The following is a 15319-nucleotide window of genomic DNA, read 5'->3' as shown; positions in this document are numbered from 1 at the left end:
CGGGTGGCGATCCAGTCGGCGAGGTTGTCGATGCTCATGCGGTAGGTGGCGGTGTTCGGGTCGGCGCTGTCGGCGATGGTGACGGTGTCGCCGTTGTCGCGGTAGCCGGTGACGCTGATGTAGTGGCCGCCTTCGAAGGAGTGGGTGGTGCCGTCGGTGTCGGTGGCGGTGCCGGCGATGTTGGCGACCACGGCCCGGCCGGCGTCGACGGTCTTGATCACGTCGGCGCGCAGGGTGTCGGTCTGCTTGTCGTCGGCCTTGGGGGTGCTGATCTCGACCGACTTGTAGGCGTCGGTGGCGCCGGTCTGCTTGTTCAGCACGGGGGTGATGTCGTTGATGCTGTCGGTGCCGGCCTCGGTGGTGCCCATCTCGCGGGCCATGGCGTGCACGTCGATGTTCTTGCCCTGCACGGACAGGGCGTTGCGGGCGGCGGCGGGGCCGCAGAAGTAGAAGTTGGGCTGGGCCTCGTAGCGGACGTCCAGCTCGCGCTCACCGTGGTTCTTGCGGTCGGTCACCACCGCGGTGGTGCCGGTGGGGGCGGCGTGGGCGGCGATCGCGGGGCCGGCGATGCCACCGGCGGTGGCGGCGATACCGGCAGCGGTCAGCACGGTCTTACGCAGCAGAGTGGTAGCCATGATGGTGGCCTCCCTGAAGTGGGGGATGACGCGGCGGGGTGCCGCGCGAAAGGGGGAAAGTCTTGGGGGTGCCCGTCGAAACCGGGCTGGCGCGCGGGCGACCCGGGGGGGTCTGCTCCGCGGCTCGGGGATGTAACGACGACCGGGCCGGGCCGATTCCCTGACCTGGCGATCCGCTCCCGGGTGCCGGGCGGGCCGGTGTCCGGCGCTCGACCCGGTTCCTCGGCGGTCAGCCATGTACAACGCCCCGCGCCCGCCACCGATTCCACGCTGACGATGGCACCGACCACAACCCCGACCATCTCAGCGAACCGGACACCGCCTACCAAACCCACCAGCCGGGGAGGGTATCCGCGAGATCACGGGCCCCAGCAACAAGATCCACCCCGGCCGCGCGCGATCTGCAAGATCGCGGAGGAAGGCGGGGCCGGGGCCGGGGCCGGGACGGGGGCGGAGGGCGGGGGGCGGGGACGACGGGTCACCCGTCCTCGCGTGGCGACACAACCCACACCGAACCACCCGCGGAACCCTCCCAGGAGGGGGGATGATGCTTCCGCCCATCGGGACCAGCGCCGTCGGTGGAACATCATGGGTGCCAAAAGCGGGCGGAGACACCCATGATGTTCCACTCGGGCCTGCCAGCGAGCCGGACAACGGGCGCGAGCAGGCAACGGGCCAGGAGCGGAGACCAGGTCAGGGACGCGGTGCGGCGTCGGTGGTGGTGGAACCGTCAAGCGCGGCCAGGATCGCCTCGGCCGTCCGCCGGCCCACCCCGGGCACCTCGGTGATCTCCTCCACGGAGGCGGACGACAGCCGCTTCAGCGAGCCGAAGTGCCGCAGCAGCGCCTTGCGGCGTACGTCGCCGAGACCGGGGACGTTGTCCAGCGCGGATTCGGTCATCCGCTTCGAGCGCCGCTGGCGGTGGAACGTGATGGCGAACCGGTGGGCCTCGTCGCGGATGCGTTGCAGCAGGTAGAGCGCCTCGGAGGTGCGTGGCAGGATCACCGGGAACTCGTCGTCGGGCAGCCAGACCTCCTCCAGCCGCTTCGCCAGCCCGCACAGCGCCACGTCGTCGATGCCCAGCTCGGCGAGCGCGCTCGCGGCGGCGGCGACCTGGGGCGGGCCGCCGTCGACCACGACGAGCTGCGGCGGGTATGCGAACTTGCGCGGCCGCCCGGTGGTCGGGTCGATGCCGGGCCGGTCGGGGTCGGAGGCGGTCTCCTCACCCAGCTCACCGGTCTCGGCGCGGGCGTCGAGGTAGCGGGCGAAGCGCCGCCGCAGCACCTCGGACATCGCCGACAGGTCGTCGGTGGCGCCGCGCACGATGAACCGGCGGTATTCGCCCTTGCGCGGCAGCCCGTCCTCGAACACGACCATGCTGGCGACCACGTCGGTGCCCTGGATCTGGGACACGTCGAAACACTCGATGCGCAGCGGCGAGGTGTCCATGCCGAGCGCGTCGGCGATCTCGTCGAGCGCCTGGCTGCGGGTGGTCAGGTCACCGGCCCGCTTGAGCTTGTGCCGGGCCAGCGCGTCCCTGGCGTTGCGCTCGACGGTCTCCAGCAGCGACCGCTTGTCGCCGCGCTGCGGCACCCGCAGCGACACCCGGCTGCCCCGGCGGGCGGAGAGCCAGTCGGCGAGCGCCTCGGCGTCGCCCGGCAGCTCGGGCACGAGCAGCTCGCGGGGCACGTCGGCCTCGCCCTGCTCGCCGCCGTACACCTGGGTGCAGAAGTGGTGCACGAGGTCGCCGGTGGTCAGTTCCTCGGTCTTCTCCACCACCCAGCCGCGCTGGCCGCGCACCCGGCCGCCGCGGACGTGGAAGACCTGGACGGCGGCTTCGAGCGGGTCGTCGGCGAAGGCGACCACGTCGGCGTCGGTGCCGTCGCCGAGCACCACCGTCTGCTTCTCCATGGCCCGGCGCAGCGCCGCGACGTCGTCGCGCAGCCGGGCGGCCCGCTCGAACTCCAGCTGCTCGCTGGCGTCGAGCATCTCCTTCTCCAGTCGCCGGACCATGGTGTCGGTGCGGCCGGCCATGAAGTCGCAGAAGCCGTCGACGATCTCCCGGTGCTGGTCGGCGCTGACGCTGCCCACGCACGGGGCCGAGCACTTGCCGATGTAGCCCAGCAGGCAGGGCCGGCCGACCTGGCCGGCGCGCTTGAACACCCCGGACGAGCAGGTCCGCGCGGGGAAGACCCGCAGCAGCAGGTCGAGCGTCTCGCGGATCGCCCAGGCGTGGGAGTACGGCCCGAAGTAACGCACGCCCTTGCGCTTCACCCCGCGCATCACCTGCAACCGGGGGTATTCCTCGTCGAGCGTGACCGCGAGGTAGGGGTACGACTTGTCGTCGCGGTAGCGGACGTTGAACCGCGGGTCGTACTGCTTGATCCAGGTGTATTCCTGCTGGAGCGCCTCGACCTCGGTGGCCACGGTGATCCAGTCGACCGACTCGGCGGTGAACACCATCTGCCGGGTGCGCTGGTGCAGGCCGACCGGGTCGGCGAAGTAGGAGTTGAGCCGGCTGCGCAGGTTGCGCGCCTTGCCGACGTAGATCACCCGGCCGGTGCCGTCGCGGAAGCGGTAGACCCCTGGCGACTCCGGGATGGTGCCGGGCGCGGGACGGTAGGTCGAGGGGTCAGCCACGGCGTCAAGCCTAGTCCGCACCCCTGACACCCGGCCGTAGCCGCGTCCCCGCCGACCACCGGCCGGCGGGGACGCGGAACGGGTCAGGCCAGCTTGATCTGGTCGCCGTCGACAGTGATCTCCTTCGCCGCGAGCGGCTTGGTGGCCGGGCCACCCTTCACCGAGCCGTCGACGATCGAGAACCGGCTGTTGTGGCAGGTGCAGTTGATCGTGCCGCCGTCGACGTTCGACACCGGGCAGCGTTGGTGCGTGCAGATCGGGTCGAACGCCTTGAACTGGCCGGCCTCCGGCTGGGTGATCACCACGCCCTGGCTGGCGAAGACGGCACCGCCGCCGACCGGGATGTCCGAGGTGCGCGCCAGCGCGCTGCCGCCCTCCCGGTCACCGCCGCCGGCGTCGCCGGTCGCGGTCGCGCCGGGCGGGCCGCCGCTGGTCGGGGCCAGCCCGGGGGCCGCGTCGTCGTCGCTGCCGCAGCCCGCGAGCACCACGGCCGCGCCGATCGCTCCGGCTCCGGCGAGCAGGGTACGACGGCTCTGGGTGACCGGTCGGGTCAGCGCCTGATCATCACTCATGTCCGGCCTCTCTCTCGGCTTACTGCGGATACACGCACCAGCGTGGCGCACGGTTCATACTGGCGCGTCACAGACCGGGCACCGGCGGCCCGGCCCGCGAAAACGCGTACCGGATGAGTCAGCGCGCCCCGGCGGGGACCTTGCGCGGCCGCGACTTGGCGCTGCCGTTGGCCTTGGCCGCCCGGGTGGTGGCCGCCTTGGCGCCCTTGGCCTCGCCGTCGAGCTTGAGGATCGGCCGCAGGAACTGCCCGGTGTGGCTCTCCGGCACCTCGGCGACCTCCTCCGGCGTGCCGGTGGCGAGCACGGTGCCGCCCCGGTGACCGCCCTCGGGGCCCATGTCGATGAGCCAGTCGGCCGTCTTGATCACATCGAGGTTGTGCTCGATGGTGATGACCGTGTTGCCCTTGTCGACAAGGCCCTCCAGCACCATCAGCAGCTTGCGGATGTCCTCGAAGTGCAGGCCGGTCGTGGGCTCGTCGAGCACGTAGACGGTGCGGCCGGTGGAGCGCTTCTGGAGTTCGGAGGCGAGCTTGACGCGCTGCGCCTCGCCGCCGGACAGCGTCGGCGCGGGCTGGCCGAGGCGGACGTAGCCGAGGCCGACGTCGACGAGCGTCCGGAGGTGCCGGTGGATGGCCGGGATGGCGGAGAAGAACTCGGCCGCCTCCTCGATCGGCATGTCCAGCACCTCGGCGACCGTCCTGCCCTTGTAGTGCACCTCGAGGGTCTCGCGGTTGTAGCGCGCGCCCTTGCACACCTCGCAGGGGACGTAGACGTCCGGCAGGAAGTTCATCTCGATCTTGATGGTGCCGTCGCCGGAGCACGCCTCGCAGCGCCCGCCCTTGACGTTGAACGAGAACCGGCCCGGGCCGTACCCCCGGACCTTGGCCTCGGTGGTCTCGGCGAACAGCTTGCGGATGTGGTCCCAGACGCCGGTGTACGTGGCGGGGTTGGAGCGCGGCGTCCGCCCGATCGGCGACTGGTCCACGCCGACGACCTTGTCCACGTTCTCCAGGCCGGTGATCCGGGTGTGCCGGCCGGGCACCAGCCGGGCGCCGTTGATCTGGTTGGCCAGCACGGTGTAGAGGATGTCGTTGACGAGCGTCGACTTGCCCGAGCCGCTGACGCCGGTGACCGCGATGAGCTGGCCCAGCGGGAAGCTCACGGTGAGGTTGCGCAGGTTGTGCTCGCGCGCGCCGTGCACCACCAGCTCCCGGCCCGGCGTCTGCGGCCGGCGGGTGGCCGGCGTCGGGATGGCCTTGCGCCCGGCCAGGTACGCCCCGGTGACCGACTCGGTGTTGTCGAGCAGCGCCGGCACCGACCCGCTGTGCACGATCTTGCCGCCGTGCTCGCCCGCGCCCGGGCCGATGTCGACGATCCAGTCCGCCACCCGGATGGTGTCCTCGTCGTGCTCGACCACGATCAGCGTGTTGCCCAGGCCGCGCAGCCGCAGCAGCGTCTCGATGAGCCGGTGGTTGTCGCGCTGGTGCAGGCCGATCGACGGCTCGTCGAGCACGTAGAGCACGCCCACCAGGCCGGAGCCGATCTGGGTGGCCAGCCGGATGCGCTGGGCCTCACCGCCGGAGAGCGTGCCGGCCGGCCGGTCCAGCGAGAGGTAGTCCAGGCCGACGTCGAGCAGGAACTTCAGCCGGGCGTTGATCTCCTTGAGCACCCGCTCGGCGATCATCTTCTGCCGGTCGGTCAGCTCGATGCCGGCGAGCAGGTCGGCCGCCTCGCCGACGGAGAGGTTGCAGACCTCGGCGATGCTCTTGCCGGCCAGCGTGACCGCGAGCACCTCCGGCTTGAGCCGGGCGCCGCCGCAGGCCGCGCAGGGCACGTCCCGCATGTAGCCCTCGTACTTCTCCCGGGACCACTCCGACTCGGTGTCGGTGTGCCGGCGCTCGATCCACTGCACCACGCCCTCGAACCCGGTGTAGTAGGAGCGCTCGCGACCGTACTTGTTGCGGTAGCGCACGTGCACCTGGTCGTCGGAGCCGTGCAGGATCGTCTTCTGCGCCCGCGACGGCAGCGCCCGCCACGGCGTGTCGATGTCGAAGTGCTCGGCCTCGCCGAGCGCCTCCAGCAGCCGCAGGAAGTATTCGAGGTTGTGGCCGGTGGCCCAGGGCTGGATCGCGCCCTCGCGCAGTGTGCGCTCCGGGTCGGGGATGACCAGCTCCGGGTCCACCTCCTTCTTGGTGCCCAGGCCGGTGCACTCCGGGCAGGCGCCGTAGGGGGCGTTGAAGGAGAAGACCCGGGGTTCCAGGTCCTCGATGGCGAGGGGGTGGTCGTTCGGGCAGGCCAGGTGCTCGGAGTAGCGGCGCTCCCGGGCCGGGTCGTCCTCCGCCAGGTCGACGAAGTCGAGCAGCACCAGGCCGCCGGACAGGCCGAGCGCGGCCTCGACCGAGTCGGTCAGCCGCTGCTTCGCGCTCGGCTTGACGCTGAGCCGGTCGATCACCACCTCGATGGTGTGCTTCTCCTGCTTCTTGAGCTTCGGCGGCTCGGTCAGCGGGTGCACCACGCCGTCGACCCGGGCGCGGGCGTAGCCCTTGGCCTGGAGTTCGGCGAACAGGTCGACGTACTCGCCCTTGCGGCCACGCACCACCGGCGCGAGCACCATGAACCGGGTGCCCCCGGCCATGGCCAGGACGCGGTCGACGATCTGCTGCGGGCTCTGCTTGGAGATCCGCTCACCGCAGATCGGGCAGTGCGGCTCGCCGATGCGGGCGAACAACAGGCGGAGGTAGTCGTAGACCTCGGTGATCGTGCCGACGGTGGAGCGCGGGTTGCGGGAGGTGGACTTCTGGTCGATGGAGACGGCGGGACTGAGGCCCTCGATGAAGTCGACGTCGGGCTTGTCCATCTGGCCGAGGAACTGCCGGGCGTACGACGACAGCGACTCGACGTAGCGACGCTGGCCCTCGGCGAAGATGGTGTCGAACGCCAGGCTCGACTTGCCCGAACCGGAGAGCCCGGTGAAGACGATCAGGGCGTCCCGGGGCAGGTCGAGACTGACGTCACGCAGGTTGTGCTCGCGCGCGCCACGGATGATCAGTCGGTCGGCCACGGTGCGTGTGCTCCCGGAAGAAGAATATGAGGCGGATCTGTGCACCAGACGCCGGGTCTGGGTGTTTTTCACAGGTTGTCGGGCGCAGAAAAGACGCCTCGGCAACTCTAGCCCCGACGTGTGACAACTTCCGTCGCGCGAACGTTCCCCCAGCTCAGGCCGGTCGGGCGCGAACCACCTGAGCCGGCCCGGGTCGGCTCAGAATTCCCCGGGAGCGGGCGGGGTCGCCGGACGCCCGGTGCGTCGCCGGACGCCACGCCGCCCACCCCGCCGTTCGGTCGCCAGCCGGGCCGCCCGGCGACCGCTCTCGTGCTCGATCTCCCGCTGCAACCGGCGCCAGCTCTCCCAGCGGCGGACCGGCAGGGCACCCTCGTCCAGCGCGGCCCGCACCGCGCAGCCCGGCTCGGCGTCGTGGGCGCAGTCGCCGTACCGGCACCCGGCGGCCAGCTCGGTGATGTCGGCGAACGCCCGGTCCAGGCCCGCCGCGCCGTCGAGCAGGCCGACCGCCCGTACGCCCGGGGTGTCCAGCACCGCTCCCCCACCCGGCAGCGGCACCAGCGACCGCCAGGTGGTGGTGTGCCGGCCCTTGCCGTCGACGCGGCGGATCGCCTGGGTGCGCATCACGTCCGCCCCGGCCAGCGCGTTCACCAGACTCGACTTGCCGGCGCCGGAGGGGCCGAGCAGGCCGAGCGTACGGCCCGGCGCGACGTGCCGGCGCAGCGGCGCCAGGCCGGTGCCCCGCTCGGCGCTGACCGGCAGCACCGGCACCCCCGGCGCGAGGTCGGCCAGCTGCCGGGCCACCGCCGCCGGGTCGGCGGCCAGATCGGCCTTGGTGAGCACGACGAGCGGCTCCGCCCCGGATTCGTGCACCAGGGAGAGCAGCCGTTCGATCCGGGCGGCGTCCGGTTCCGGGTGCACCGGCTCGACCACCGCGGCGGCGTCGAGGTTGGCGGCCAGCACCTGGCCGCCGGAGTCCTTGCCGGCGGTGCGCCGCACCAGCGCGGTACGCCGCGGCAGCACCGCCTCCACCGTGACCGGGCCGTCCGGCCAGGTGCACAGCAGCACCCAGTCACCCGCGCAGGGCAGCGCGGTCAGGTCGCGGGCGGCGGCGGACAGCACGCCGCCGCCGAGGCTGGCCCGCACCGGCCCCTGCGGGCACAGCACGGTGCAGACGCCCCGGTCCACCCGGGCGACCCGCCCGTGCCGGTGGCCGGCGCGCCGGTCGAGATGGGCCGCCCAGCCGGCGTCCCAGCCGAGGGCGGTCAGATCGAGAGTCATGGTGTCCTCATCGGTGTCGAGGGGAGGTACGGGTGAACACGCGCTGCGACCGGCATGCGCACCACCTCCCCTCCGACTCCCGGTGCCGCGTTCACGACGACGTGGCGCCCGGCGCCCGCGGCGATGCCGTCGGCCCCGACGGTAGGTGGCACGCAGACGCGCCGAAAGCGATTTCCCCCCGGGCACGGCCCGGTCCGGCCCGCTAGGGTCGACGCGTGAGAACGCGATGACCGCCGACCCCCTGCTGCTGACCGGCGCGCTGGCCGAGGCGAACGACCGGCTGCTGCGTACCGTGTCCGGCCTGACCGCCGCGGACGTCTCGTCGGCCTCGCTGCTGCCGGGCTGGACCCGTGCGCACGTGCTCACCCACCTCGCCCGCAACGCCGACGGGTTCGTCAACCTGCTCACCTCGGCGCGCACCGGCGAGGAGATCCCGATGTACGCCTCGGCGCAGGCCCGCGCCGACGACATCGACGCCGGTGCCGGGCGCGGCCCGGCCGACCTGCTGGACGACGTGCGCCGCAGCGGCCAGCGCTTCGACGCGGCGGTCGCGGCGATGCCGGTGGACGCCTGGGGCGCCACGGTGCAGACCCGGCGCGGCCCGTGGCCGGCGGCGATGCTGGTATGGGGCCGGCTGCGCGAGGTCGAGGTGCACCACGTCGACCTGGCGGCCGGCTACCGCCCGGCGGACTGGCCGGAGGCGTTCGCGCAGCGGCTGCTGCACGAGGTGGTGACCGGGCTGGCCGGCAATCCGGCCGCGCCGGCCATGGTGCTGCGTTTCGACGGCGCGGCGTCCGAACTCGTCGTGGGTGACCCGGAGGGGGCGCCCACGGTCACCGGCCCCGCGCCGGAACTCGCCGCCTGGCTGACCGGCCGGGGCGCGGGCGAGCTGCTCACCGTCGAACCCGACGGCCCTCTGCCGAACCCACCGGAATGGATCTGAACACCGTCATGACCTACACCGGAGACGTCACGCCCGGCGGTCCGCCGGCCGTGCGCGAGCTCGACCGGCTCACCGTCACCAAGCTGTCGGTGGGCCCGATGGACAACAACGCCTATCTGCTGCGCTGCCACGCCACCGGCGAGCAGGTGCTGATCGACGCCGCGAACGAGGCGCCACGCCTGCTGGAGCTGGTCGGCGACGGCGGGCTGGCCGCCGTGGTGACCACGCACCAGCACATGGACCACTGGGTCGCGCTGGAGGAGGTGGTGGCCAAGACCGGGGCGCGCGCGCTGGTGCACGCCGACGACGCCGAAGGGCTGCCCATCTCCGCCGAGCGGCTCGGCGACGGCGACACGGTGCCGGTCGGTGACTGCGCGCTGGAGGTCATCCACCTGCGCGGGCACACGCCGGGCTCGATCGCGCTGCTCTACCGCGACCCGGCCGGCACCCCGCACCTGTTCACCGGCGACTCGCTCTTCCCCGGTGGGGTCGGCAACACCGACCAGGACCCGGAGCGCTTCGGCCGGCTCGTCGACGACGTCGAGGCCAAGCTCTTCGACCGGTTGCCGGACGACACCTGGTTCTATCCGGGTCACGGCAAGGACAGCACCATCGGCGCCGAGCGGCCCGCGTTGCCGCAGTGGCGCGCCCGCGGCTGGTGAGCGCGCCCGGCCCGGCCTCCCCGTGACGGCCGGGCCAGGCGCTCAGCCGGTGACCGCCCGCAGCCGGCGGCGGGTGGCGAGCAGCACCGGGCCGGCCAGCAGCAACCCGACCGCCATGGTCAGCACCGTGGGGTCGAGCGCCCCGGGCAGCAGGCCGGTCAGCGCCCGCGCGGCCAGCCCCAGCGCCACGTAGAGCCCGGCCCACGCGGTGGCCCCGGCCGCCGCGCAGACCAGGAACCGCCGGTACGACATCCGCAGCCCGCCCGCGGCCAGCGGCAGCAGCGCGTTGAACACCGGCAGGAACGGCGCCACCAGCACGATCCGTCCGCCGCCACTGTGCAACAGCGTCTCGGCGGCGGCCCAGCGCGACTCGCCGATCCAGCCGCCCACCCGGCTGTCCCGCAGCCGACCGCCCCAGCGCCGGCCCGCGAAGAAGCTCAGCGACCAGCCGGCCAGGCAGCCCGCGACCACCGCCGCGACGGTGAACGCCCCGCCGGCCGGAGGACCCGCGCCGACCGCGGCCAGGACCGCGGCGTCGCCGGGCACCAGCACCCCGATCAGGGGTACGGCGTCGGCGAGCATGACCACGCCGAGCAGCCCCATCAGCAGGGTGGTGGGCAGCTCACCGGCGGCCACGAGTTCGTTCATGAGCTGCACGCTATGCGCCACCGGCACCCCGGCGCATCGGGCATGATCCCCCAGTGGCCCCCGACACCCGGCCGGGGCGGCCCCTAGGGTCAGCCGGTCACCGGGGCCGGAGCACCTGCACCCGGCGTACCGGGGAGTCGACCGAGGGTTCCGTGGTCGGCACCGGATAGCTCGCCACCAGTTCCAGCCCGTCCGGCGGCAGGTGACCCCGGTCCGGGTCGCCGACCAGCACCTGCACGCCGTGTGCGGCGCACCGACGCAGGTAGGGCAGGACCCGGGCAGCCAGGCCGGCGTCGTAGAGCGCGTCCCCGGCCACCAGCAGGTCGGCGCCCGCCACCCCGTCGAGCAGGTCGGCGCCGTCGACGGTCACCCGGACCCGGTTGGCCCGGGCGTTGACGGTGACCGCCGCCACCGCGTACGGGTCGATGTCGTTGGCGACCACCTGATCGGCCCCGGCCAGCGCGGCGGCGATGGCGACCAGCCCCGATCCGGCACCCAGGTCGAGCACCCGCCGCCCGGCGGCCAGCTCGGGGTGGTCCAGCAGGTGCCGGGCGAGCGCCTGGCCGCCGGCCCAGACCGACGCCCAGTACGGCGGCGGCAGCGACCGCCCGGCGGCGGCCTCCATCCGGGCCCACCACAGGATGGCGTCCTCGGCCAGGTGCAGGCGCACCTCCGGCACGAACGGCGCACCGATCAGGCGCAGACCGTCCGGGCCCCCGCCGGGCGCCGCGATCTCCTGCTCCAGGTCGGCCAGAGCCGTCTGCCTGCTCATCGGGGCAAGCATGCCGTGCCCGGCCCGACAGCGGGGTCTTTTTCCGGTCGCGCACGTATTCACTGGCGCGCCGCGCGCTTCCGGCAGCGGATTCCGGTCCGGACGGTTACTGTCGTGGTGGTACAGGGCGATCACCGGACGTGGAGCCGGTGCTCGCTCGCATTGAACAGGGAGAGACGCATGGCAACCGGCACGGTCAAGTGGTTCAACTCGGAAAAGGGCTTCGGCTTCATCGAGCAGGACGGCGGAGGCCCGGACGTGTTCGTCCACTACTCGGCCATCCAGAGCAGTGGCTACCGCGAGCTGAACGAGGGCCAGAAGGTCGAGTTCGAGGTGACCCAGGGTCAGAAGGGCCCGCAGGCGGACAACGTTCGTCCGATGTAACGCGTGCCGGTGGCGGCGGTCGGGCTCCGACCGCCGCCGCAGTGCATCATCAGGACGGCGCGGTCGGCAGGAGACTCACCAGCACCCGGCCGAGCACCAGCCAGCCGGTGCGCGCGCCGGGACCGGCGAGCGGGATCAGCAGCGCGGGCGGGCCGGTGGGCCGTACACCTTGAGCACGTCCATGAGCCGGCGGCGCAGAGGGTGGGCGAGCGCGGCGAGGACCCGCGAGTCGGTGACCTGCCGGACGGAGGGTCGTTCCATACGGCGAGCCTGACATCGGCAAGAGCTGTTGCGAAACAGTTCTTGCCGATAGACCGGACCGGGGCGCCGCGACCAGGGCGGTCGCGGCGCCGGACGGTCAGGCGGTCAGGCGGTCAGCCTGCGGGACAGTTCGTCGGCCACGTCCCGGGCGATCTGCTGCGGGATGGCCTCGGCGATCTTCTCCGCCGGCAGGCCGGCCAGCACCCCGGAGACGATCTCCTCCTCGTCGGCGAAGTCCTTGCCGGACAGCTCGTTCACCTGCGCCACCAGCGCCGGCCAGGCGCTCAGCATCGCCAGCATCTGCTGCAACGGCGAGTTCGCCATGGGCGGGCCGACCAGCCCGCTGGTGCCGACCGGCGAGATGAGCCAGTTGCGCAGGTTCTGCAGGTCGGCCAGGACGTTGCCGACGGTACGGCTACTCGAGCCGGTGTCGTTGATGAGCTTGTCGGTCTGTTCCATGTCATCCTCCGGTTTCACGGCGGCGATCATCCCGATCGCGGTGAGGTAGCGGCGGAACAGCGGGGTCTGGTCCCGCCCCGCCTTTGTGGAGTCGCGGAAGAAGCTGAAGTGGGTGTGGAAGAGGTGGCTGCTGTCGCCGCTGGTCCGCCGGCCCAGCCGGTCCCAGCGGCGCACCGTCCGCCCGTCCGGGGAGTAGATGATCTCCCGGATGTCCCGGGTGTCGGCCGCGTTCGCCGCGCACTGGGCCACCATCCAGGTGGAGAAGGTCCGCAGGTTGTGCGTGCCTCCACCGGAACGGACGGAGAACATGCCGACGTCCAGCGCTGACGCGTACAGCGTGAGCCCGGACCGGTCCCGGCTGGACTCCACCACCGAGTAGTCGTTCCTGACGACCCGGTCGGAGCCGCAGTGGTAGCCGCCGCGGTGGTTGACGTCGCCGACGATGCCCACCTCCGCCGGCTCCAGGTCGGCGGCGCGTACGGCGTTCTTGTCCACGTTGAGGTAGGTGAGTAACAGGTTCCGGACGGCCAGCAGGTTCGCCGGGGCCGACGTCATGGCAGATCCCCCTTCCGATCGATGACCGGCGAGGGCACGACAATCACACCGCGTGATGACATGCGATCCGCAGACGCGCCCCGCCGGATAACTGCACGGCACCGGGCACTTGCTCCGAGCTTAACCGCGGTTAGGCATAAGTGCCCAGCTCAGAGGCGCTTTTTTTCCTATCAGCCCGCTGTGGACGGTGCCGGCACCAGCGGCAGCACCAGCACCGAGGGGTGCTCACGATCGTGGAGGATTTCTCGCCATCCAGCACGGAGGGTCACAGCGGTGCCGAGCGGCTCGCCGGTGCCCGGGTTACGCGCGTAGCGGGGGTGGGCGCCACCGGAGACCTGCACCCGCAGCCGGTGCCCGGGCGCGAAGCGGTACGCCGTCGGCCAGAGCGTCACCGGCACGGTGACCACTCCGGACGGATCACGCGGGAACCGTCCGGGCTCGACGCGGACCAAGCCGTCGCAGACGTTCCAGGAACGGCCGCGCCGGTCCACGTCGCACAGACGCACGAACACGTCCAGGTACGACAGTTCGCTGCGCAGGTGGATCTCGGCGCGTACCGGCCCGGCCACCTCGACCGGGTCGCGTAACGGCTCACCGGTGTAGGTGAGGACGTCCGGGCGGGCCTCGACCGGCCGGTTGTCCACCGCCCCGGCCCGCTGTGCCACCAGCAGCGGGCCACCGAGTGACGGGGTGGGGTCGGCCGGGTCGTACCAGATCCGGTCCGGTTCGCCGTGCTCCTGCGGTTGCGGGGACAGCCCGCCGCCGGATCGCAGGTGCCACCGGGCGGGCGTGGCCGGTGGCGGCCACTCCGGCAGGTCACGCCAGCCGCCGCCGACGCCGCCGACGTGCACCCGCACCGGCGCGCGTCGCGGCCCGGGCCGCCCGGCCAGGTGGGTGTCCAGCCAGTCCAGGCCCTCCCGCAGCGAGGCCAGGAGCAGCCCCGGGCTGCCGTGCGTCCACGGCCCGACGACCAGGCGGGTACGCGCCCCGGCGGCCCGCAGGCGGGCGTAGTCGTCGAGCTGGGCCGGCAGGAAGATGTCCTGCCAGCCGCTGACCATGGCGACCGGCGCGCGGACCTCGGCGATCCGGTCGCCGAAGACCCGGGTGCGCCAATAGCCCGCGTCGGGGGTGTGGTGGTGCAGCCACTCCTGGAAGAACGGCACCGTCACGCCGGTGGCGACCCGGTCCGCCTCGGCCAGCGGCAGGTGCGCCAGGGCGCGGGCGAGCCGGGGCTGGCCGCGCTTGAGCTCCCACTGCCGGGCCAGCCAGGGCACGGTCTGCGCCTGGAGCAGCTCGGCCCAGGTGAGCACCGTGTCCAGTGCGAACGACTCCCCCGCGTACGTGGAGTCGCGGGTGGCCGACGCGGTCACCACGGCGACCATCGCGCGCAGTTCCTCGCCCGCCTCGGCGGCGAGCGCCCACTGCACGAAGCCCTGGTAGCTGGCGCCGAACATGCCGAACGCGCCGGTCCACCAGGGCTGGCGGCGCAGCCAGTCCAGCGTGTCCAGGCCGTCGTCACGCTCGTGCACGAGCGGCGCGAACTCGCCGCCGGAGCCGAACGTGCCGCGGCAGGACTGGATCACCACGTGGAAGCCCCGCTCGGCGATCAGGCGGCCCAGCAGCCGGATCGGCCCGCCCCGCCCGTACGGGGTGCGGATCAGCACGCACGGCGCGGCGGGCAGGCCGGGCGCGTAGTGGTCGGTGCGCAGCGTCACCCCGTCGCGTACCCGGACCGGGATGTCCCGGGTGACGGTGACCCGCCCGGTGCGGGCGGCGGGCAGGCGCAGCGCCGCGGTCGCGGCCCGGGTGACCAGCCGCATGATCAGTCGTCCGGGCCGGAGGCGGCGCCACGGCGGGGCGCGGCGCGGATCTCGTCCCGGTGGCTCCGCATGGAGTGCACCATCTCGGCCATGAACCGGTGCACCACTGCGAGTTCGTCGTCGCTGAAGCGGTCCATCACCTCGTCGGTGCGGCGGCCCAGCGGCCCGAAGAAGCTCTGTGCCAGTGTGGCGCCGCGGTCGGCGTAGTGCAGGAGGATCTTGCGACGGTCGGCGGTGTCCCGGTCCCGCCGGATGTGGCCGCCACGCTCCAGCCGGTCGACGAGCGCTGTCACCGAGCCGGAGGAGAGGTTGAGCGCCTCACCGAGCCGCCCGGGGGTGATCGGGTCGCCCACCAGCTCGGCCTCCATCACCGCGATCAGGGCGTGCAGGTCGGTGGCGTTGAGCCCGTGCAGCCCGGCGAACGCGTGCCCGATGTGCTGCGCGTCGACCGAGTAACGACGCAGGTCGTTCGTGATGTCGGCGACCAGGCGAGCACGTGGGTCGTCGCGCCGCCGGTACATCCTGTGCGCCGCCACGCTAGCCGCCACCCCCTGTCGAACAGTTCCGGTTGCAGCATAGAACCACCCCGGATAATCTCGCTCATCAAGATACTCGTCAAAAGAGAATCC

General features: G+C 72.7%; 14 protein-coding genes. 3 read left to right on the top strand and 11 right to left on the bottom strand.

Going from position 1 to position 15319, the window contains the following annotated elements:
• The 5 genes from GA0070215_RS12795 to rsgA all read right to left on the bottom strand — a co-directional run.
• A partial coding sequence (locus GA0070215_RS12795; RefSeq protein ID WP_091045540.1) for a C39 family peptidase occupies positions 1 to 635 on the bottom strand: 635 nt, incomplete at its 3' end.
• A 693-nt stretch (positions 636 to 1328) separates the two neighbouring features.
• Positions 1329 to 3275, bottom strand: coding sequence for an excinuclease ABC subunit UvrC (gene uvrC / locus GA0070215_RS12790; RefSeq protein ID WP_091045537.1), 1947 nt, complete (start codon positions 3273 to 3275; stop codon positions 1329 to 1331).
• 83 nt (positions 3276 to 3358) lie between these two features.
• Positions 3359 to 3847 (bottom strand): Rieske (2Fe-2S) protein, encoded by a 489-nt coding sequence (locus tag GA0070215_RS12785; protein ID WP_018785133.1) that lies wholly within the window; start codon positions 3845 to 3847, stop codon positions 3359 to 3361.
• Positions 3848 to 3965: 118 nt separating this feature from the next.
• Entirely contained in the window at positions 3966 to 6908 is a 2943-nt protein-coding gene (gene uvrA / locus GA0070215_RS12780) for an excinuclease ABC subunit UvrA (protein ID WP_018785134.1), read from the bottom strand.
• 198 nt (positions 6909 to 7106) lie between these two features.
• Positions 7107 to 8186, bottom strand: a complete 1080-nt coding sequence (rsgA, locus tag GA0070215_RS12775) for a ribosome small subunit-dependent GTPase A (RefSeq protein WP_091045532.1) — start codon at positions 8184 to 8186, stop codon at positions 7107 to 7109.
• Between the two features lie 226 nt (positions 8187 to 8412).
• Between rsgA and GA0070215_RS12770 the strand changes: the two genes are divergently transcribed.
• Both GA0070215_RS12770 and GA0070215_RS12765 read left to right on the top strand, forming a co-directional pair.
• On the top strand, positions 8413 to 9129 hold the full coding sequence (locus tag GA0070215_RS12770; protein WP_091045528.1) for a maleylpyruvate isomerase family mycothiol-dependent enzyme: 717 nt from the start codon (positions 8413 to 8415) through the stop codon (positions 9127 to 9129).
• A gap of 8 nt (positions 9130 to 9137) precedes the next feature.
• Positions 9138 to 9791, top strand: coding sequence for an MBL fold metallo-hydrolase (locus GA0070215_RS12765; RefSeq protein WP_018785137.1), 654 nt, complete (start codon positions 9138 to 9140; stop codon positions 9789 to 9791).
• A gap of 42 nt (positions 9792 to 9833) precedes the next feature.
• On the opposite strand, the gene GA0070215_RS12760 is transcribed toward GA0070215_RS12765, so the two are convergent.
• Both GA0070215_RS12760 and GA0070215_RS12755 read right to left on the bottom strand, forming a co-directional pair.
• Positions 9834 to 10439 (bottom strand): DedA family protein, encoded by a 606-nt coding sequence (locus tag GA0070215_RS12760; RefSeq protein WP_036345336.1) that lies wholly within the window; start codon positions 10437 to 10439, stop codon positions 9834 to 9836.
• A gap of 97 nt (positions 10440 to 10536) precedes the next feature.
• Positions 10537 to 11211, bottom strand: coding sequence for a class I SAM-dependent methyltransferase (locus GA0070215_RS12755; RefSeq protein ID WP_018785139.1), 675 nt, complete (start codon positions 11209 to 11211; stop codon positions 10537 to 10539).
• A 180-nt stretch (positions 11212 to 11391) separates the two neighbouring features.
• Here GA0070215_RS12755 and GA0070215_RS12750 point away from each other — a divergent pair, with 180 nt between their 5' ends.
• On the top strand, positions 11392 to 11595 hold the full coding sequence (locus GA0070215_RS12750; protein WP_013287480.1) for a cold-shock protein: 204 nt from the start codon (positions 11392 to 11394) through the stop codon (positions 11593 to 11595).
• Positions 11596 to 11730: 135 nt separating this feature from the next.
• On the opposite strand, the gene GA0070215_RS29545 is transcribed toward GA0070215_RS12750, so the two are convergent.
• The 4 genes from GA0070215_RS29545 to GA0070215_RS12730 all read right to left on the bottom strand — a co-directional run bounded on the left by GA0070215_RS29545 (position 11731) and on the right by GA0070215_RS12730 (position 15211).
• Entirely contained in the window at positions 11731 to 11856 is a 126-nt protein-coding gene (locus tag GA0070215_RS29545) for a hypothetical protein (RefSeq protein ID WP_018785140.1), read from the bottom strand.
• A gap of 105 nt (positions 11857 to 11961) precedes the next feature.
• Positions 11962 to 12870, bottom strand: coding sequence for a hypothetical protein (locus GA0070215_RS12740; protein ID WP_091045525.1), 909 nt, complete (start codon positions 12868 to 12870; stop codon positions 11962 to 11964).
• A gap of 170 nt (positions 12871 to 13040) precedes the next feature.
• Positions 13041 to 14690 (bottom strand): CocE/NonD family hydrolase, encoded by a 1650-nt coding sequence (locus GA0070215_RS12735; protein ID WP_018785142.1) that lies wholly within the window; start codon positions 14688 to 14690, stop codon positions 13041 to 13043.
• A gap of 2 nt (positions 14691 to 14692) precedes the next feature.
• A complete protein-coding gene (locus GA0070215_RS12730) occupies positions 14693 to 15211 on the bottom strand; it encodes a MarR family winged helix-turn-helix transcriptional regulator (RefSeq protein WP_018785143.1) in 519 nt (172 codons plus the stop codon).
• Positions 15212 to 15319 lie beyond the last annotated feature (108 nt).

The sequence above is a fragment of the Micromonospora marina genome (assembly GCF_900091565.1).
GTDB lineage: Bacteria > Actinomycetota > Actinomycetes > Mycobacteriales > Micromonosporaceae > Micromonospora > Micromonospora marina.
The sequence above is the reverse complement of the archived record's forward strand: the minus strand, read 5'-3'. Positions and strand labels throughout refer to the sequence as shown.

Coding starts and splice junctions, on each gene's coding strand:
- GA0070215_RS12735 (WP_018785142.1), bottom strand. CDS start 14,690: ATGCGGCTGGTCACCCGGGCCGCGACCGCGGCGCTGCGCCTGCCCGCC.
- GA0070215_RS12755 (WP_018785139.1), bottom strand. CDS start 11,211: ATGAGCAGGCAGACGGCTCTGGCCGACCTGGAGCAGGAGATCGCGGCG.
- GA0070215_RS12740 (WP_091045525.1), bottom strand. CDS start 12,870: ATGACGTCGGCCCCGGCGAACCTGCTGGCCGTCCGGAACCTGTTACTC.
- GA0070215_RS12760 (WP_036345336.1), bottom strand. CDS start 10,439: ATGAACGAACTCGTGGCCGCCGGTGAGCTGCCCACCACCCTGCTGATG.
- GA0070215_RS12765 (WP_018785137.1), top strand. CDS start 9,138: ATGACCTACACCGGAGACGTCACGCCCGGCGGTCCGCCGGCCGTGCGC.
- rsgA (WP_091045532.1), bottom strand. CDS start 8,186: ATGACTCTCGATCTGACCGCCCTCGGCTGGGACGCCGGCTGGGCGGCC.
- GA0070215_RS12750 (WP_013287480.1), top strand. CDS start 11,392: ATGGCAACCGGCACGGTCAAGTGGTTCAACTCGGAAAAGGGCTTCGGC.
- GA0070215_RS12730 (WP_018785143.1), bottom strand. CDS start 15,211: ATGTACCGGCGGCGCGACGACCCACGTGCTCGCCTGGTCGCCGACATC.
- GA0070215_RS12770 (WP_091045528.1), top strand. CDS start 8,413: ATGACCGCCGACCCCCTGCTGCTGACCGGCGCGCTGGCCGAGGCGAAC.
- GA0070215_RS29545 (WP_018785140.1), bottom strand. CDS start 11,856: ATGGAACGACCCTCCGTCCGGCAGGTCACCGACTCGCGGGTCCTCGCC.
- GA0070215_RS12785 (WP_018785133.1), bottom strand. CDS start 3,847: ATGAGTGATGATCAGGCGCTGACCCGACCGGTCACCCAGAGCCGTCGT.